Genomic DNA, 20002 nt, shown 5'->3' on the forward strand with positions numbered 1-20002 from the left:
TCTCCCTATCTTATGACAGGGCTTCATTTTCTTGAAGGTGTTTTATTTCTCCCAAGTTATGGGGTCAGTCCAACTGCTACGTTGGTATGTCACTGCTTTTCTTTATCAGATACATCTTCCTAATGAGTATAACTGCAATTAAGTAAGTACGGTCATCGCCTCTCTTGTAAATGGAACCAGATCATCGGTGCGTCCTTCTTGAATTTTTTTAGCCCATTCAGGGTCGACCAGAAGAGCGCGTCCTACAGCTACCAAATCAAACTCATCATTCTGAAGTCGTTGTACCAATCCATCGATACCGACGTTACTTGCGCCTTTACCTTCTGTGAACAGACTTGTAAAGTCACCATCAAGACCAATCGAACCAACGGTGATTGTCGGTTTGCCAGTCAGTTTTTTGGTCCATCCAGCAAAATTCAGATCAGAACCTTCGAATTCCGGCTCCCAGAAACGGCGTGTGGAACAGTGGAAGATATCGACTCCAGCTTGAACCAACGGTGCGAGAAGCTGCTCCAGTAATTCCGGTGTTTCAGCCAATTTAGCCTGATAATCATCTGTCTTCCACTGAGATAAACGCAGTACAATCGGGAAGTCCGGTCCAACTACTTCACGGCAAGCCTCAATCACTTCAACTGCAAAACGTGTGCGAGCCATCATATCTCCACCGTAACGATCCGTACGAGAGTTGGTTTTCTCATACAGGAATTGGTCGATCAGGTAGCCGTGTGCTCCATGGATTTCAACACCATCGAACCCAACGCGTTTCGCTTCTGAGGCTGCTTTTGCGAATTCCTGAACGATTGTAGCAATCTCAGCTTCCGAATAATCATTAACATGACCTTTGGCTCCCATATGCCAGATCTGTGGAATAATTCGACCGCCAGCTTCATGTACTTCAGATACAACATGTGCCCACCCATTCATTGCAGCTTCCCCATAAAAGTGCGGCACATTGGCTTGATTGGATGCATCCGGGTGATTAATTATCGTCCCTTCCGTCACAATAAGCCCCACTGCGTTCTCTGCTCTGCGGCGGTAATAGCCCGCAACATTCGAACCCGGGATACCTTCCGGAGAAAATTGACGCGTCATCGGCGCCATCACGATCCGATTGGATAATTTCAATTGACCTAACTCTATAGGCTGGAACAATGCTTCTATGGATTGAGAATAATTCATAATAACCTCCAAATATTTAGTTTTATATAAGTTGAACTAGGAGATGTTAAACAGCTACCAGCCTGGTTAACAGCTAGACGTTACTTCCAAATGAATCAATACACGATTTTTATTGAAAAGCCCCACCTCCTTCAAGGTTTCGTGGTGTATTAATCCGCCTTAAATTTATTTTTGACTTCGTAGTCAAGAATTTAACAAAAAAAAGATCAAGACATGATCATGCCAAATGAAGTACGCAGAACCGTCTCGATCTGTTCACGGGATGAACCTGATTTCTCCATAACTCTCACACCCAGGATGGTGTTATTTAGATAAGATGCAAGCTCTATACTCGTATACCGGTTGGAAATTAACTGTTGTTTCTGACCGCTACTTATGATCTTCTCTAATACCAGTTGAATCTCTTCTGCCATGAGCTCAGCTTCGCGTGTGACTTGCTCGTCCTCTGTTCCGAATTCAAGGGATGCATTCACAATTAGACACCCTTGGCAGCCAATTTCATCGTCTAAAAGGGACTCTCGTAAGGCATCCAGTTTATCACCGGGAGACGAATCCAAGGCTTCAATCTCCTTCAGTTTCGCTATAACCTGTTCACGGTAAAGTGCCAGCGCCTTCAGGAACAATGATCGCTTGTCTTTAAAAACACAGTACAAACTTTGCTTTTTGACTCCTGTAGTACGCGTAAGGTCCTCATAAGAAGTTGCTTTGAAGCCTTGATTCCAGAACACTTCCATAGACTGGTGTAATACACGATCGACATCAAATTCTCTTGGTCTGCTCATGGGATTAATATATCAGTTATTGACCATGTAGTCAATAACTGATCATTTTACGTCAGCTAATCTCTACGGAAATTTCCTGCAGGTCCCTTGAATGCAGTCTAACTCTTCCGGTAAGCAACCTTGTGAAAAGCATTGATATAACGAAACAATGCTTCACCATCATCAGGCACATGCGTGCTTTTATCCAGCGGAAACATCATTGCCTGATACGGCTCTGGCACCATTTTATATTGATGGACATAGGAGGTCAGGATGAACCCGTTACGTTGCCAGAACTGAATGCGTTCCTGATGAGCCTCCGTTGTCCCGGACTCCGCCTCGATAATCATACCTTTGATCCCGTGTTCCCTTAACGCCCAGGCTCTAAGCTGCTCCAGCATCCAGGTCCCTATGCCCAACCCGCGCAGCTTCTGTTCAACCGCGAGGTAATCGATGATCAGAATGCGGTCCGCAGCCTTCCCCTCCAGTCCAGTAACAGCCATCGCAACCACTTCTCCATGATGCACGCCCGTGTGTAAATAACCAATCCCCCGGTCAAGCATACTGCGCAGAATCGCTTTTGTCTTAGCGCCGCTTTGAAAAGCCTCATGATAGATTCGCTCCATCCGCGCCCACAATGCTTCATCCCACTCATCTATAGTAGTAAACTCTAATTCCAGCATCTCATTCGCCCCCAGATTTCTATCATAACAAATAACGCCTCTACTAATAACAGTGTTAAACGTCTGTAGAAGGCACTCTACTGTCTAGTTCTTTTATAAATGAGTCAAAGAAAAAGCAGTGTACACCACTTGTACGCTGCTTTTTACTCGCTTTATCAGCTTACACCGAATTCAAAACATGTAAGAGATATTCCTTCCGATTTAATGGATTATGATCGTATCTTGTACATGATGGCACTTCACCATCGAAGGGCTCATAGCCATAAAATTCGGATAGCAATACACCTTCACCTTGGGTCCAACCCGGAAGTTGGTTCTTGAATGACTGAATATTCTTAATCGGGATCATGCCATATATCATAAATACCTGGTCATTCTGAATCGGATCCTGATAGGTTGAAGAGGCTTGAGTTAGTTTAAATAAAATCCTACTTAGATAATTAGCAGGAACCTCTAATTCGAACCGATGAATGGGTTCATAAATTTGAGTAGTTGCTTCAGCTAGTGCTCTCATTAACACAAGAGGCGTTAATTTTCGAAAATCACTAGCTGTACTAACTGCACTTGCATAGGCGGTATCCGTAAGTGTCACAATTAGATCGCGAACTTCCCAACCATATAGTCCTTGCTTAAGCGTCTCATAGACGGTTTCTTCAATTGCCTTATGAAACGATAAAGGTAGGGAGCCGAGCTCTACTTCTAAATGATATTCAATACCGGTTGAACGAAGATTCGGGTCAATACGAAAGCCTATAGTACTATAAAATGGGTTTCCCTTGTCTCCCATTCTCTCAACTGCCTCCCCTGTAAAGATAGGCTTTTCAATATAAATAGGCTGTGTCTCAAGAAATTCGATATCGATTTGAGCGTCTTTTTTCAGTTGATCCCGAATCACTTCTTTTTGAATTTCACCATAAAGATGAATAGATAGCTCCCTTTGAAGAGAATTCTGTTTGATATGAATAAATGGATCCTGTTCGGCTAATTTTTTCAATGCTCTGAATAAATGAATGGTCTCGTTTTCGTCAGAGGCTTTGATCGTTGTTACTAAACTAGGCGGCGAGAACAGGGTTTCGGTCGTTTCATTGGAAGGAACACCGATATCATCGCCAACCTGGCAGTCTGTTAGACCCATAATTTTTACGATATCTCCACTTGCAGCAATTGTTCCATCTGTTGTTTTTCCAGAAAAGAAGTGCTTCAACCCCGTGACCTTGTTGGTAAATTTGATAATTTCTCCTGTTTGATTCATCCGATAATAGGTAAGACTCTCACGTATTTTGATTTCACCAGAGAAAACTCGTACGTAAGCGATCTTTTCGTCGTTTTTTCCACGTTCAATTTTAAAAACTCTCCCTCTTGTAAAAGGAGTATTTTCATAATGAACGGAAGAATGGCAATTCTGTATGGCTGTAATCAAATGGGGAATGCCCCTACCAGTAATTGCTGAACCAAATAGCACCGGATAAAGCTGTGCTTGCTTGAACTGTTCTAGAAACTCCGATTCAAAGTCATCAGGGGCTAATTCTTCAGAGCTGTAAAGATATCGTTCGAGAAAGCGTTCATTATTATCAGCTAAACGATTTGCTAGGTCTTCCATAAATTTCTGATTATTTTCCGTGAACAATTCCATATGCGCAGCTGATGTGCCGATATTATAAACAAAGCCCATTGCTAAAGCATGGGGTGTCAATTTATCATGGATTTCAGTTAGTAACGATTCGTACCTAGCACCCACACGATCAATTTTATTGATAAAAAAGATTGTAGGGATTCTCAATTTAGCAAGTGTCTTCATCAAAACTCGTGTCTGAGTTTGAATACCTTCGACAGATGAAATGACAAGGATGACTCCATCTAATACTCGTAAAGCCCTCTCAACTTCAGAGATGAATTCGGGGTGACCTGGTGTATCAATCAAATTCACTTTCACATCATTAACCGTAAAAGAAACGACAGCAGATTGGATGGTAATTCCTCGTTGTCGTTCCATTTCCATAGAATCTGTTTGCGTATTTCCTTTATCTACACTGCCGATTTCAGATATGATACCCGTTTCAAAAAGTAATCTTTCAGTTAAACTCGTCTTTCCTGCGTCTACATGCGCAAGAATCCCTATATTTATATTTCTCAATCGTTATCATCCTTTTTATTTTCATATTATTCTCCTTTTGTATAGTCATAGTATTTTTTTGCATACTATTCACGCTCCTTATATGTAATACTCTTATTATACTTTTTATGAATTTTATTACAAACCTTCAACTTCAGATTCGTTATCCATCTAGATAAACTCAAAATGAAAAAGACCGTAAAGAAACTAATTCTTCACGGCCCTTTCTTTATAAGGTAGGTCAATGATTCATATAATAGTCATATAGTTGCTCGAAGGTTGTAAAGCGTTTAACTTCTCTGCCAACCTTATCATACTCGTCTAGATATTCATCCATCACTTCAAGGAACTTCTCTTTCATTACTGGTAAATTACTTGCATCAAAGTACTGCATAAGATCAAATTTCTTGGTCCCCTTCTCCACAGCCATTTCATCAAGATACCCTTGTGCTCCAAAGGCTGAAAGAAAGACGTAGGAAGCATCATTTGTTGTAACACTGTTCAAGATTTTATTGTAGTAGTTGCACCACAATTCTTCGTATGTTCCCCTCAGATTATCAAAGTTAGGAGTAGGTTTAACAATGAAGTTATCACACATCGTACTATGTAACCTTGTAACGCCATTCAACATTTTAAATGATGCTATTCGGATATCTTCAATGGTATGAGCTTCGATGATTGACATGTATAAGGATTCGAGATCATCCGGAACATAGCGAAACGAGCGTATCTCTTCCAAATATCGCTTGATTCCACGTTTGATACACGTGTTATTCATACTGACCAAGGCATTAACTAGATTGTACAGAACGTCGGCAGATGCATGTCGCACTGAACCGATATCTTCACCTAGCATCGTATCGCTGTATGCTTGCTTAGCCAGATCGATCCATTTTTTTGCTCGATTAAGACACTCTTCTCCTATCGGACTCGCAAGTGCATCAAGAGCTTTTTGCCTGAAGTCATTCAATTTCTCCAAATCCTCAGGTTTAGCATAGTAGAGTATTTTGAGCTCGGTTAGGCTCGATACGTTGGGACTCTCTAATGTCGATTGCTCTTGTATTCTTGAATCCCATGGCGTGCAATAGATGTCATATCCAACGTCATCCAAGATGAAGCAATCGGATATTCCCCATCCCCTCTCTGTATTGTTGATAATAATCAAATCAAGATCGCTCTTCTCGTGAAAGTCCCCGGTGCTAAATGAACCCGTAAGCCCAATAATGGCGATATCGTCTAGAAAATCTCTTTTTGCGCGTTCGATAACCATGTTAATCAACAGTTCATTTTTGCCCAGCAGCTTCTTCTTCATGATTTTGTTCATTCTTTACACCCCTTCATGCAAGCAGGCCGTTCTTCATCCCAACAACCTTAACTTGAGTTTATCGATGTAGAGGTGCGGTTTCTATGTATAAGTTGATTAAATCCATCTTTGCACAAAACCCGCTAAACCGTCGATACGACCATTTAGCGGGTTTCATTAGTTCTTACTATAAACAATTTTCTTTATGCTTTCGTAGGACAAGAAATACTGAGCCGCCAAATCCTCTATGCTGACTCCATTGCGAAACAAGGATTTGATCTCAGCGTTTCGAGCAGAGACCCTACTTTTGCTTTGTGTTGTCTCGCCCCATTTTAGGTGTGCCTCTTTGGGTTTGGGGATATAAATCAATTCGCCTTGAACGTATTTCTGAATGATACGTAGCAGTTCTTCGGGAAAAACGAACTCGGCATTTGAATATTTCATAAGCCTCACTCCTTATTTAATAAATCAATAAGGTGCAAAGCCAGTTAGTAGAATATTACGATTTGTCGTTGGCAATGTGATTTCCCCTAAGCTCTATGCAAAGCATTGCCATATCCTTTACTGGCTTTGCATAGAGCCATGCATATAAGAAACCTACCCCGATTGTTTTCAATAGCCTCACCTCCATAGAAAATAGTTAGATTAACCAAGAAATCGCTAATGCGAATATTAAGTATCTCCGTATTTAACCAATTCTCCAGGTAACCGTTAAGTTTTGATTTAAACTTTTGAATCTTATAAACAATGGTTGTCGAATAAGACCTCTGCGGTTAGTTGGATGTGTGCTCTAAAGATCTGTGTAGCACGTTCACCATCGCGGCTAAGAACAGCATCTGCTAATGCCTTATGTTCAGCGATTCCATCCCGTACTTGCTGTTGCGGGGGGGAACAATGTCGATAAAATTCGCTCAAATCCCAAAGGTTGCTGCAGATATCCAAGAGAACTGGATTCGGACATGCGGCAATAAGCTCGTAATGAAATTGACGATGAATCTCAGACCATTCTTCGCGGACAACAAGCTTTTCATTCCCTTCCTTGTACTCAGCCGTTTGCGATAGCTTGTGATGCACGGCAATTACATTGGATTCCCATGTGAGATCACCATAGGCGATGGATAGGCGTAAAGCTTCAGATTCATTGATTAATCTCGCTTGTATGATGTTGTTCAGCTCTTCCTCCGACGCCGTCTTTACTGAAAATCCGTGGTTAGGATTTTGCTGTACCAGACCCTGAGTCGCCAATCGCGTCAACGCTTCGCGAACAACAGCAACTGAGACTTCGAAAGCTTTAGCTAATTCCGCAACTTTTAATGGAGAGCCCGGTTCATATTGTCCAGTCAAAATATCGGATTGTAGTTTCTTCCTGACATTCTCGCTTAAGGTGGACGAACCATTCCGTTTGGCCATGAAACAGCACCTTCCTTCTTACACATTATAATTCTACGTAATTGTATGTAGATAGTTTACACCGTTATCAATAAAAAACAAACATTAAATTCGATAGTGAATTATAAAAACGATTATTGTTTACAGAATCGATTATTTAATATATTATCGAAAATGAAAATAAAAGGAGGTAATTTACAATGAACAACAATCCATTTTCCAAATTGCCAGAAGTAGCAGTCTTTCAGTTGGAGAGTAATGACATTATGGAGGGACATCCTCTACCGACCCAGCATTATTCGGAGATGTCAACACTAGAGGGAAGTAAAGATCTCTCGCCCCATTTGAAGTGGTCGGGTGCACCCGACGGGACAAAGAGTTTTGTCGTAACTGCATATGATCCGGACGCCCCAACTGGATCGGGGTTGTGGCACTGGGCCGTTATCAACATCCCTGCCAGCGTAACCGAGCTACCTACAGGCGCAGGTGACGAGTATTCCAGCGGTTTGCCGCAAGGCTCCTTGCAACTACCGAATGATTTGAGACTTGAACGCTTTATCGGTGCAGCGCCTCCAGCGGGACACGGTCCTCATCGATATTATTTTGTCGTTCATGCGCTGGACGTCGAAAATATTAGTGTCGCCCCTAATTCCACGCCAGCTCTCCTTGGATTCACCATGCTGAGTCATACGCTGGGGAGAGCAGTTCTCATGGCAACAGGGGAAATCAAGTAAACCAAGATGTTGAAGCATAGGAAAGAATGATATGAAAAATTCCGAGTATCTTATGTGTGTTTACGATTTTTTTTGCACACAACAAGGTTTGAAAAACAAAGTACTCTATACAATGCGGAGTCAAGTACGGAGGAAGTGGTGAAACTGAACGATCAGCCACATCATCATGTATGCCCCAATTGCCAGCAGCCAATTATAATTTTGAAACATACCGTCATTTGCGGCTGCGGGAGCAAGATTAAAAACAAAGTGAAATTTAAAATATATCCAGAAAAACTGAAAAGTCCTCATCATTGAGGACTTTTCAGTAAATTAGCGTTGACCATCTCTGTCAGCGAAGTATTTAAAACATTACATTGTAGGCTTAACCAGATGAAACTTTTATCATCAAAGGAATACAGGCTCGTTATTTCATCAATACAGTTTTATCCTATAGAAATGAGGCATTCCAATGCAAACTAATCATAGCGTTCAAAAAAATAAAGGAGAATTATTACTTGGTTTACTTGTCTTTACACTCATCATATCCGTCATGAATGCAACCATGTTTAATATTGTACTCCCTAATATCAGTAAACAATTTCAAATTTCTTCATCGCAAGCGAGTTGGATCATCACAGGCTATATGATTGTGTATGCAATTGGCTCGGTAACTTACGGTAAATTGACAGACAGATACAGCTTGAAGAATTTATTGACGTTTGGCCTACTACTTTTTGCAATTGGATCTGTCACTGGCTTAGTGGCTAGTGAATATTGGATAGTCATTGTGGGGCGAGTTGTACAGGCAGCTGGTGCATCAGTCATTCCGGCGATTTCTATGATTGTACCCGTTCGTTACTTTACACCTGAAAGGCGCGGTCGTGCATTAGGTACCGTTGCAATCGGATTTTCATTGGGTTTGGCCTTTGGTCCGATCATTGCCGGCGTGGTAAGCAGTACATGGAACTGGCGGGTACTATTTGTAATCTCGCTTTTATCATTACTTACTTTGCCGATGTATCGGAAATATTTAGATGATGAAAAGGGAGTTTCCAGAAAAATGGATTATATTGGCGGAATTCTTTTGGCCGGTACCATAGCCATTTTGTTACTGGCTTTAACAAACGGAAGTGTTTGGCTTGCCTTAGGCGGGATTCTTATTTTCATTTTTTTCGTACTACGTATACGCTATACACCAAACCCATTCATAAACCCGGCCATATTTCGAAACAAACCGTTTTCATTCGGTCTAATTATTACTTTCGTCATGATCGGGATTGGCTTTGCCTTTCCATTCATTACACCTCAGCTACTTTCTTCTGTAAACCACTTGTCACCGGTTTTCATCGGAATAGTTATGCTGCCGTCGTCTTTAATGGCAGCGCTTTTGGGTCGACAAGGCGGTAAATTAGCAGATGATAAGGGAAATCGTTTCCTTGTGTTTACTGCAGCTGCACTTCTTATTATCGGTTTTCTCTCTTTGTCTTCAGTCGTTGGTATGTCGCCAGTATTTATAGCGATCTTTCTTATTTTTGGTGTTCTTGGTCAATCGTTCATGCAAATTGCAATGTCAAACACGGTTTCACGTACACTCTCAAAAGAGAATATCGGCGTAGGGATGGGCTTATTCTCGATGGTCACTTTTATCGCTACGGCCACATCAACAGCTGTTATCGGCAAGATACTAGACCTGGGCACATCGACCATTCGCTTAAATCCGATACCACAAAACAGTGCAACTTTTGTATATAGCAATATTTTCCTTATACTTCCCATTCTTATCGTTGCCGTAGCTGCATTATATTATGTCCAATTCAGGCGAACAGGTAATTTGGCTAAGGACGAAAAGATGAATAACGAACCAGTTACTTAGTCACGGTACTATGGAAATGCTAGGTCAGATCGGGTTAGATAACTTCAATAATCAAATCTAGCCTGCTTAATCAAAAAATCTGCATACCAGTTCATTTAAAGTTAATAAGTGACATTCTTCTTGCTGAGAATTTATAACTCTTAGGTTCTATGCTGTTAATTAGAATCACACTTATTACGGTTTCTCTGTGCTGTCTGTATCGGCAAGGTTAAAGGCCATCCCTTTGTGGGATGGCCCTTCGGCTTTGTTAAAATATCGTATCCGTTAACACAAAAAGTCCATATCAATATAGGGAGTGTTATTTAACAAATTTTCATAGTAGAAGCGTCGGGCTTGCTCATCCCATTCGCTCCAATCAGGAGCGTTAAAATCTCTGCTTCTATAGAACGCGGCTAATACTCTAGCTTGCCTTATATTAATAAATAATGGGATTTTGTTTAACCAACTTTGACTCACCGTATTTTCCTTACAATAGCCGTCTATTTCTTCTCGAATATGAGTACCGTTTTAGGATTTGCCATGTATTCTACGGAAGATTCCAAAACATCGGATACAAAGCGTACCGGTACAAATGTACTGTTATTCTTCAACAACAACGGTGCATCAACGGATACCGTTTCTCCATTTACATTTGCTTTCTTCTCATTGACAGTCCAATGAATCGTCCTGCTGCCTTTGCGGATCGTTACCTCTTTTTTGCTTTGATCCCAACTCACTTCCGAACCTAACCACTTAGACACAAACCGAATGGGCACATACGTACGGCCCGAAGCAATAAACGGAGCATGGGTAAGTTTAAAGGGACTTTCCCAGACATAAGCGGTAGTACTGCCTATTACCAATCTCTGAAATTTTAGTTGGCTCTGGCGAGACGCTTCCCCATCTAGCTCATTGAGAATTTTAAGCGTTTTGGAAGGCGGGGGATCTCTCAGATCCAAATAGTTGTTGCTTAATTGCAAGAAGGTCACAAATCCTCCGGTATCATAATAATGATTGAACGTAAGATTGCGAATAGGTTCTAAATTCCATACCCGGTTGTTATCTAAGTATAAGACATTAAGAAATTCAAGAGATTTTAAAGGAGCTAGATCATAAACCAAATTTGACTTAAGGTCTAATTCGCTCAGCTTTGTCATCTTTTTCAAAGGATTAAGATCTTTGATCTGGTTTTCCGAAAGGTTCAATTTCGTTAACTTGGTCAGCTCTCTGAGTGGTCCAATATCCTTAATTTCATTTTGGGACAAATCAAGTTCCGTAATATTTGAAGCATATTCCAAGCCCGCTAAACGTGTAATCCCTTTTCCTTTAAGATTAACAACCGATAATGATTTCATATCTCTCTGCGTGACAGCTTCATTATCATCCTTTTGTAAGATGTCCTTGATTGCTTGATCCAACCGATCATCCTGAAAGCTTATTTCCAAAGTCTGCTCCATTGATGCCTGCCCGGGCAAACTAAAAAAAATGGCGAAGACCAGCAATAGCCCCGATAATATCTTACTCACTATATCTCAAATCCTCTCTTCTTGGTGTATAAGTTGCTGAATTAATCGGTAATAGGTTTGAATCTTATTCTCAACAAAGACAGGATCAGCAAAAGTGCGATCTAGGTAATGCTTTACCCCTCGATACAACAGCATAATCACCATTCTCTTCATCTCTTTGCTAAAGTTCTTAGTGATGAGAAAGTTTTGATCCATTTTAAATGGGATCATGTTCTTGTCTCTTGAAATTCATCTTTTAAACCGTTGAGCCGGACTTAACTCGCTCACATTTCTTCATATGAAGGCAAAGGAAAAAGCACCCCGAAGGAATGCCTGTCCTTTCGACAGAATGCTGTAGCGGTGTCGGAAGTTTGTAGTTTTTTAGCCATGAAAAAATCCCCTCGAGGCAAGTTTGACTCCATATTAACAGATGTCTTGTTTCTCTTGTCTACTATAAGGGGATAATACCATTAGTACCCTTCAGTAATGCAGAATTCATATCTAAAGCTAGCTTGTCCCTTTGTGGTTTAGAACACTAACGAGACGTAAGCATCTCTTCAGCTATTTTGACCAGATCCTCTTTACCTAGATTGCTATCCGCATTATTGGATATTTCATACAACAATTGATTGTGATCGTCCCTCCATCCAATCCGATGGTAAGTAACGGAATTAGTTTCCCTATCCCTGTTATCAGATTGAATATAATAGACCTCATTACCTTGAATGTTCAGCTTCTCGGCTTTAGCCTGATCGTCCTGGAAAATGGTCACTTTGGAGTCGGGGAATATTCTTGTAGCCGTTACAGTTACAACGTTCTTCCCCTTTACATAGCGTGCTAAAGAGAAGTCGGCCTTGTTCCAATTCAGTTTTTGAATATACACCCGTTGCCCATCCGAAGAAGATTCAGCTTGTCTTTTTAGTTCGTCTGTTAACTTCAGGTAAGCAGCATCTGCGAGATGGTTTGTATACAGATCGGCAGGATACACGTATCCGTAATCAAACTGGTACCCTTGAGGAAGATGCGTTATTGATTTTAAAACTGGAGCCTGCGTCCGCGTAATTTCAGCTTGTAAACTGCTAAAATTAGAATATTCGATCCATTTATATTCAAATTTTACGGGATTTAATTTATCCGCGTTGTTAATTAACTCATCTTTGAGATAATAGGCTACATAATCTCCAGGTTGCAACTGTTCTTTAATCTGATTTGTGTAAAAGCCCAGTCTGTTCGTGTAATTTGTAACAAAGTCAGTCGGCTCTTTGACGACGGCAGTATTTAGTACCACCTCTCCTTTATTGTTAAGGAATTCAATATATTGTGAGGCCGCATCCCCTGTCACTGATACTCCAAGAACGAACATAGCGGTTAGCCCGGGAACCACGACTCTGTGACGAATTCGTGCTCTGGCATCCAACCCTCGCTTGTGAGCTGCCAGCTTACGCACCCGAGTCATGACTTTGTCAGTGACATCAAAATTCCGAAACTCCTCTTCGTTCAAAAGATCCATTTCTTTCAGATTTTCGTTTTGAGAAGTACGTTGTAATTTTGGCATAGTTCTTCCTCCTTTGGGCTCATCCATTTTTTGAGTTTGATTTTGGTTCTGGCAAACTTTTTCTTGACGGCATCGGGACTTTTATTCAAAATTTCACCTATTTCCGCAAACGATTTTTCTTCAAAAACGCGTAGAACCAGTAGGTTCCGTTCAACCACATTCAGTTTCCCAAGGGCCCGGCTTAATGGTTCGTTAAACAGTTGGCGATCCAGCATCTCTGCTGGACTAATGGCAGATTGATCTTGAGCTATTAGTCTGAATTTCCATTTCTGTTGCACTTTTTTTCGACGGATTATGTTTATGCAGTGATGATAGGCCATTTTGTAGAGCCAGGAGGAAAAATTCACCTCAGGCTTATAGAGATTTATTTTCTCATAGGCCTTAACCAGAACGTCCTGAACAGCATCCTCGGCTTCCTGTTTGTTTGAAATAAGTCTCCAGCAATACATAAATATCTGTTTTTGGTATTTTTGAACGATATAAACGTAGTCCTGGATTTCGCCCGCTTGAACTCTTTTAATTCTGTATTCGGTTTCCTCATCCATGTTTCTTTAAGGCACCTCCCAGGTATTCGCGATGAAGTTTATATATGTATAACAAACGAGGTAGTTCTAAAGGGACATTTTTTAGAAATGTCTCGAAATTGTTGTTTAACCATCATACTTCATTGTCTGTGATACTAAATCGGTCTGACATCAGCAAGGCAAAAGCTCACGAGCGATTGCCAAGGAACTGGGCAAGAAGACTGGCTCACTCTCTGAATTTACATATATGACGGTATTTAATAAGGTTTTACGTGACCGGTGATGCATATTTAATTGTACATCTAATCGGTAATCGGACTATGTTCTTGTCCCTCGACACGTGAATCATCATTTACCCTCATCTTAGCATAGACACTTTAGATTCCTTCACCAACTGGAAGATGAGTTATATTCCACTGAACTCAACATAACTTGTAATAAACCCGAAGAAAGGAGAACAATCCATGGATCTGCTCTGGGTACTCATTGTTGGTGGACTTATTGGCTGGTTAAGCGGTAACTTGATTGGGCGGGACGTACCGGGCGGTGTACTTGGGAACATTATTGCGGGTTTTATCGGTTCCTGGTTAGGAACGGAATTGCTGGGACCAAGAGGACCGGTGATTGGCGGATTTCATATTATTCCAGCCATCGTTGGCTCGATTATTGCTCTGCTCATCTTCTTCGCTCTGGCACGCGGCGGAGCCTTCCGAAGACGTTAACAAAGAGAGGCGGAAACCGATCCCGTCGTTCAATAGATATTTTTATAAAGATGCTGCCACGACATAAAGGTACAGGATAAACAAAAAGGACCGAAAGCATTCATCAATGGAAGATGAACACATACGGTCCTTTTTTTATTTTTGTACTGATTTCATCCATTCTTTCAGTGCCTGAACTACCTGCTGAAGCTGTTCCTGTCCTGTAACCTTAGGCGCTCTGTCTCCCTTTTGCATCCGGTAGGAGCCAAATTGAGTAACCTCCTGGATTGACGGAGAAAATAATTGCTTTAACGGCTTCAAAAGTAATCACTTGATCCCTGTTAGGTGGTTGCTTGCTGTAATTATAAATATAATAAGCATAGTATTCGTGAGCGGCTTCCAACCCAGATATTTTCGGGGCCCATGGTTGATTAAAATAGTAAATACTTTAATGTTGAATCTGTTAGTAGGCAAAGTTTTAGTCCTTAATGCATTCTCATATTTCATATAAGACTAAAATTAAGTTCCAAAAACTTCCCACTCATATGGAGTTATTTATGATCTTTATATCCCTAAATGATGCTTTCACCGTATTGTTCTCATTATGCGAAGTGACAGCTAACCCTAAATAGACAGTTCGGTCAATTTTCATTTCATGAATCGCATATAATATCCATGTCTCACCGTCTGTGCTATAGAATCCATAAAAAATATTACCAGACCTCTTTAGCCTTAACCAAGTATTTGGATAATTAATTGGGAACTCTGCTGGTTCTGTGCTATAATCCTTAGGATATATTGCTAAAGAATCACCGCCAGACTTTTCCCGATATTGAAATTCATAACCACCATTATTTTTATTGCGTGAGCTATTATCAGGAAAAACCATAAAGAATACATGCTCACTATCAGCAAGTAAAGATTTACGAGCCATAAGGCCCGCTTTCGTGTAGAGATCGGCCATACTAAGTGATTCTAACCTTACTGCCATATCGAAATCATCATGAATCGTTACATAGTTAAAATGGAATTGATCTGACGTCCCCCAAATGTCTTGCCCGCCTGCAATTACATCGTATCCTGTATCAACTTTTTCAACAGAACCTTTTATATCAACGCTTCCAATATCTTCATTTATAAAATTCACCTGATTCATAACTACCTCCAGCAACTCTATTGTGAGTATTGTTGATTTAATTTCATCGTATATTGTATACGGACAACAACACATTTCTCCTATGGTAGTCGTCTGCCTCTTGAACTTACAAATAGAGAATACCACTCTTCTCTCGTCATCGTTAGGTTCATTGCCTCCCCGCATTTCTGAATACGGTCTGGTCTAGTAGTACCTAAAATAGGTTGAATCCCTGCAGGATGTCTCATTAGCCATGCTAATAGAATTGCCTCGGGTGATGTTTGTTTTTGATCAGCCATATCTTTAACGAGTAATGCTGTTTCTTTTATAGATTCGGATTGACCATCTAGATTTCTTCCCGAAAACAGCCCTTGTGCTAAAGATCCCCAGGCTTGAATTTGTATATTTTCCAGACGACAGTATTCTAAAGTTTCTTCAGGGAAATGAGCATTTATACGTTCATTATGGTTTACAAGTACTCCCATTTCCAACCAATCAAGTTTAGCCAGACTCATCTCCAGTTGGTTGATAATTAATGGTTCATTAGAATAGGATTGTAGCAGTTTGATTTGTGCTGCACTCATATTTGAGACACCAAAGTTTCTAACTTTACCGGATTCTTTTAATTCATGAATTACTTCAGCGACTTCTTCCGGTTCCATCAGTGGATCTGGACGATGTAGTAGTAAAAAATCAATATATTCAACTCCAAGTCTTTTTAGGATTCCGTCGACACTGTTGCGAATATAGTCAGAAGAAAAGTCGTATCTTCCGGGCCTTCCCGGACCGTCTTCGAATCGAATACCACATTTAGATTGAATTAATATTTTTTCTCTCAGATCTTTACGTTCCTTTAAGACTTGCCCAAATACTATTTCTGCCTTTCCAAAGGTATAGATATCCGCATGATCAAAAAAATTAATACCAATTGAGAGTGCTGCATCAACTGCCTGATGGGCCTGCTTTATATCTTCTTCTGTGATTGGATTTTGATTCCAACCACCGCCCAATCCCATACATCCCATCACCATACGACTTGTGGATATTCCTCGTTTTTCCAATTGCAATGGTTTCATTTTCCATCCTCCATATCATGATTTTTTGTCATTCTTAAAACATGCTTTTCTTACACACGATATACAACCGCCTCATAAGGTAGGAAATCGATCACCGCATCCTGATTGGTTCGTTCAGGGTTATTGCCGATGACGATGTCGCCCAGCTTCCCTACGCCGAGGTCAGAGATGCTGCAAGTCGCTGGTTGCTCTGAGATGTTCAGCAGCACCAACCACGACTCCTCTCCGAGTGTTCTTGTATAAGCGTAAATCTGATCATGCTGATCCAGATATGTCTCGAACTCGCCGTAAACCATGACCTCGTTACTCTTTCTTAAAGCGATGAGCTGCTTGTAGTAATAGAAAACCGAATTCTCGTCCGCCAGTGCTTGTTCGACATTGATCTCCTTGTAATTAGGATTGACGTTGATCCACGATTGTCCTTCCGTGAAGCCGGCTTGTGATCCGGCATTCCACTGCATAGGAGTGCGGGAATTATCGCGCGACAAATGCTGAAGCTCCTTCAGTACTGCCTCCGAATCGCGGCCTTTTCCGACCTCTTCCTTATACTTATTCTTCATCGCAATATCGTTATATTCGTCGATAGAATCGAACCGGATACCCGTCATCCCGATTTCTTCGCCTTGATAAATATAAGGCATGCCCGGCAGGGTGTGGATGAGGGTGGCGAAGCATTTGGCCGATTGTTCTCGATATACGGTATCGTTACCGAAACGCGATACAACACGCGTATGGTCATGATTATTCAAAAATTGGGAGTTCCACCCCTTCCCCCACAAGCACTCGTACCAGCGATCCTGGATTTTCTTGAAGCGCTGCAAATCCCAATGGGCCATATAATCGCACACTTCAAAGTGGAAAAGCGTGTTTAATTCCCCACGTTCCTCGCCGACGTAGAGCACGCCGTCCTCGGGGTTCACGAATGGAATTTCGCCGACCGTAAACACATCATAATGCTTTAACACTTTGTCGTGCATTTCCTGTAGATACTCGTGAATTCCCGGGTTATTGCCCAAATACGAAATATCTTCGGGTCGCTCGGCGTCCGGGAAACCCGGAATTTTGGCAAGCAAATTGATGACATCCATCCGGAAGCCGTCGATCCCTTTATCCAGCCAAAAACGCATAAAATCATAGACTTCCTCCCGTACCTTCTCGTTCTCCCAATTCAAATCCGGCTGCTCGTCAGAGAAGGAATGGAAGTAATACTCGCCCGTTGTTTCATCGTATGTCCAAGCGGAGGGGGCGAAGTAGGAACGCCAATTATTCGGTTGCTTGCGCCAAATGTAATAATCACGCTTTGGAGATTCGATGCTGGATCGCGACTCCTGAAACCAAGCATGCTGATTAGAGGTGTGATTCACAACTAAATCCATAATAAGCTTCATTCCGCGATTATGGACGGCAGCCAGTAACTTCTCGAACGTGGCCATCGTGCCCGCCTTTGGCATAACCGAACGGTAATCCGCAATATCGTAGCCGTTGTCTACGTCAGGCGATTCGTAGCATGGATTCAGCCAGATGACGTCCACACCAAGGCTTTGAATATAATCCAGCTTGCTGTATACTCCCTCAAGATCCCCATATCCATCGCCGTTGCTGTCATAAAAGCTGCGCCAATACACCTGATAGACAACCGCTTCTTTCCACCATGTTTTGTTCATTTATGCTCTCCCCTTTGCAATTCATCTGGCTTGTACAAATGATAAATTTCACTTTACTGCCCCTGCTGCAATCCCTTTAATGATATATTTTTGTGCTATAGCATAAAAAATAACTATAGGGATAATGGTTAATGTTAAGCCTGCCATCGCTTGATTCCAAACAATTGTAAACTCGCCGAAGAAATAGAACGTTGATAACTGAATAGTTCGCAAACCTTTTTCAGATAGCACAAGTGACGGAAGCAAGTAATCATTCCATGAAGCAATAACATCGAGAATCGCTACTGTGACAGATATGCTTTTTAGTAAAGGAAATACAATTTTCCAGAATACGCCTAATGTACTGCAACCATCTAGAACAGCCGCCTCCTCCAAAGCTACAGGGATTGATTTAATAAAACCGTGATATAGAAATACAGCCATGCCAGCGTGGAAGCCAATATTCATAAAGATCAGTCCGCCATGCGTATTAAGAACAGGCAAATGTAAATGAGTACGTATCCAATCCATGACTTGCATAAGTGGCATCATTAAAGTTTGAAATGGAATAAGCATCGTCGCTACGAACAAGAAAAAAATGATCTTACTCATGACATTGTCGCGACGTACAAGCATCCATGCCGTCATTGAAGCAAGCACAATGACAAAAATAACAGTTACAATCGTCACATATAGTGAATTTCCAAGTGCAACTAGGAAGTTCATCTTCTTAATTGCTGTTATATAATATTCGAAGCTGAACGTGCTTGGTAAAGAGAGTACATTTTCATATAATTCAGCCCGTGTTTTAAATGAATTAACAATCACAATGTAAATTGGTGATAAAAACACCAGTGAGATAATGACGATTAACAAAGAGAGTATTCCATTTTTAGTTTTACTCATTACATCTGCACCTCTCTTCGCTTGGTAATGATGACTTGAGTAATCGTTACAACCGCAATAATGATAAAGAACAGAATTGCTTTTGCTTGACCAAGCCCATAATTACCATATCCAAATATCTCATTAAATACATTCATAGCAAACAACTCGGTATGGTGAATTGGGCCGCCATTAGTTAATGACAAGTTAACATCATAGATTTTGAACGCGCCCGACAAAGTTAAAAATAAGCAAATAGTGAACGATGGCATTAATAACGGAAATACGATTTTGGTCATGCGATGCCATATATTTGCTCCGTCAACTTTAGCTGCCTCCATTACTTCATCAGAAATCCCTTGAATACCAGCAATATAGATAACCATCGTATAGCCTGCCATCTGCCAAGTGAAGACAACTACCAATGCAATCAGAGCATAATTTGGATCTATAAGCCAATTAAAGAATATATTATCCAATCCAGTTAATAACCCTATTTGGTTACCTCCATCCGTAAAAATGAAGCGCCAGATGTATCCAAGAATCAAGCCACCAATAAGATTCGGCATAAACAATAGCGTGCGAACAAGATTACTTGTGTTGAATCCAGAAGTAACCAGCAAAGCAAAAACTAAACCCAATAAATTGACGCTAACCAATGCGAATATAGTGAATTTTATTGTATTCCACGAAGATGCAAGAAAACGCTCATCCTGCAACAAGGCAGTGTAATTATCAAAACCAACAAATACTTTAGGGGTACCTTCAATCCCCCCCCATTCAATGAAGGAATAGTAAATTCCAATCAAAAACGGAACAAGAACAACAATTAAAAAAACCAAAAACAGCGGCATAGTGAATATGAAATACCATAGTTTTTTATTTGGCATACGAAACTCCCTTTTATCAAGTTTGACTTAGAAGAAAGTAGGAACATCTAACACCTTTTATAAGGGTTTAGGCTTTCAACAATGTATGTCAT

Annotated in this window: 18 protein-coding genes; 3 read left to right on the top strand and 15 right to left on the bottom strand. The window is 40.9% G+C overall.

What is annotated here, in order from left to right; all coding sequences use genetic code 11:
* Positions 1–138: 138 nt before the first annotated feature.
* From CS562_RS29345 to CS562_RS29375, 7 genes are all read right to left on the bottom strand, one after another.
* On the bottom strand, positions 139–1179 hold the full coding sequence (locus CS562_RS29345; protein ID WP_179087153.1) for an NADH:flavin oxidoreductase: 1041 nt from the start codon (positions 1177–1179) through the stop codon (positions 139–141).
* Positions 1180–1385: 206 nt separating this feature from the next.
* Entirely contained in the window at positions 1386–1961 is a 576-nt protein-coding gene (locus CS562_RS29350) for a TetR/AcrR family transcriptional regulator (protein ID WP_076288785.1), read from the bottom strand.
* Positions 1962–2059: 98 nt separating this feature from the next.
* Complete coding sequence (locus CS562_RS29355; protein WP_099859103.1) at positions 2060–2623, bottom strand: GNAT family N-acetyltransferase; 564 nt, start codon at positions 2621–2623, stop codon at positions 2060–2062.
* A gap of 160 nt (positions 2624–2783) precedes the next feature.
* Positions 2784–4757, bottom strand: a complete 1974-nt coding sequence (locus tag CS562_RS29360) for an elongation factor G (protein ID WP_076288787.1) — start codon at positions 4755–4757, stop codon at positions 2784–2786.
* 220 nt (positions 4758–4977) lie between these two features.
* Positions 4978–6060 carry a nucleotidyltransferase domain-containing protein gene (locus CS562_RS29365; protein WP_076288788.1) on the bottom strand — a complete coding sequence of 361 codons (1083 nt, stop codon included), beginning with the start codon at positions 6058–6060 and terminating at the stop codon, positions 4978–4980.
* 156 nt (positions 6061–6216) lie between these two features.
* The gene (locus CS562_RS29370; RefSeq protein ID WP_076288789.1) at positions 6217–6483 is read right to left on the bottom strand and encodes a CD3324 family protein; all 267 of its coding nucleotides are present in this window, start codon (positions 6481–6483) and stop codon (positions 6217–6219) included.
* A 294-nt stretch (positions 6484–6777) separates the two neighbouring features.
* Positions 6778–7449, bottom strand: a complete 672-nt coding sequence (locus tag CS562_RS29375; protein ID WP_076288790.1) for a GntR family transcriptional regulator — start codon at positions 7447–7449, stop codon at positions 6778–6780.
* Between the two features lie 179 nt (positions 7450–7628).
* Here CS562_RS29375 and CS562_RS29380 point away from each other — a divergent pair, with 179 nt between their 5' ends.
* Together CS562_RS29380 and CS562_RS29385 are read left to right on the top strand one after the other, a co-directional pair.
* The gene (locus tag CS562_RS29380; RefSeq protein ID WP_076288791.1) at positions 7629–8162 is read left to right on the top strand and encodes a YbhB/YbcL family Raf kinase inhibitor-like protein; all 534 of its coding nucleotides are present in this window, start codon (positions 7629–7631) and stop codon (positions 8160–8162) included.
* A gap of 451 nt (positions 8163–8613) precedes the next feature.
* The gene (locus CS562_RS29385) at positions 8614–10017 is read left to right on the top strand and encodes an MFS transporter (protein ID WP_076288792.1); all 1404 of its coding nucleotides are present in this window, start codon (positions 8614–8616) and stop codon (positions 10015–10017) included.
* A gap of 479 nt (positions 10018–10496) precedes the next feature.
* On the opposite strand, the gene CS562_RS29390 is transcribed toward CS562_RS29385, so the two are convergent.
* From CS562_RS29390 to CS562_RS29405, 3 genes are all read right to left on the bottom strand, one after another.
* Complete coding sequence (locus CS562_RS29390; RefSeq protein WP_099859104.1) at positions 10497–11522, bottom strand: stalk domain-containing protein; 1026 nt, start codon at positions 11520–11522, stop codon at positions 10497–10499.
* A gap of 514 nt (positions 11523–12036) precedes the next feature.
* Positions 12037–13056, bottom strand: a complete 1020-nt coding sequence (locus CS562_RS29400) for a DUF4367 domain-containing protein (RefSeq protein ID WP_180287246.1) — start codon at positions 13054–13056, stop codon at positions 12037–12039.
* Positions 13017–13601 (bottom strand): RNA polymerase sigma factor, encoded by a 585-nt coding sequence (locus tag CS562_RS29405; RefSeq protein WP_099859107.1) that lies wholly within the window; start codon positions 13599–13601, stop codon positions 13017–13019. Before CS562_RS29405 ends, CS562_RS29400 begins: the two co-directional genes overlap by 40 nt.
* Positions 13602–14044: 443 nt before the next feature.
* Here CS562_RS29405 and CS562_RS29410 point away from each other — a divergent pair, with 443 nt between their 5' ends.
* Complete coding sequence (locus tag CS562_RS29410) at positions 14045–14302, top strand: GlsB/YeaQ/YmgE family stress response membrane protein (RefSeq protein WP_024630063.1); 258 nt, start codon at positions 14045–14047, stop codon at positions 14300–14302.
* A gap of 520 nt (positions 14303–14822) precedes the next feature.
* On the opposite strand, the gene CS562_RS29415 is transcribed toward CS562_RS29410, so the two are convergent.
* The 5 genes from CS562_RS29415 to CS562_RS29435 form a co-directional block, all read right to left on the bottom strand.
* Positions 14823–15437, bottom strand: coding sequence for a DUF1349 domain-containing protein (locus tag CS562_RS29415; protein WP_175382560.1), 615 nt, complete (start codon positions 15435–15437; stop codon positions 14823–14825).
* Between the two features lie 80 nt (positions 15438–15517).
* Positions 15518–16492, bottom strand: a complete 975-nt coding sequence (locus CS562_RS29420; RefSeq protein WP_099859109.1) for an aldo/keto reductase — start codon at positions 16490–16492, stop codon at positions 15518–15520.
* A 50-nt stretch (positions 16493–16542) separates the two neighbouring features.
* Positions 16543–18156 carry a glycoside hydrolase family 13 protein gene (locus tag CS562_RS29425; protein WP_099859110.1) on the bottom strand — a complete coding sequence of 538 codons (1614 nt, stop codon included), beginning with the start codon at positions 18154–18156 and terminating at the stop codon, positions 16543–16545.
* A gap of 48 nt (positions 18157–18204) precedes the next feature.
* Entirely contained in the window at positions 18205–19041 is an 837-nt protein-coding gene (locus tag CS562_RS29430) for a carbohydrate ABC transporter permease (RefSeq protein ID WP_076288811.1), read from the bottom strand.
* The gene (locus CS562_RS29435; protein ID WP_099859111.1) at positions 19041–19910 is read right to left on the bottom strand and encodes a carbohydrate ABC transporter permease; all 870 of its coding nucleotides are present in this window, start codon (positions 19908–19910) and stop codon (positions 19041–19043) included. The genes CS562_RS29430 and CS562_RS29435 overlap by 1 nt, the downstream gene beginning before the upstream one ends.
* Between the last annotated feature and the right edge of the window lie 92 nt (positions 19911–20002).

The organism is Paenibacillus sp. LK1, assembly GCF_002750415.1.
GTDB classification, from domain to species: Bacteria; Bacillota; Bacilli; order Paenibacillales; family Paenibacillaceae; genus Paenibacillus; species Paenibacillus taichungensis.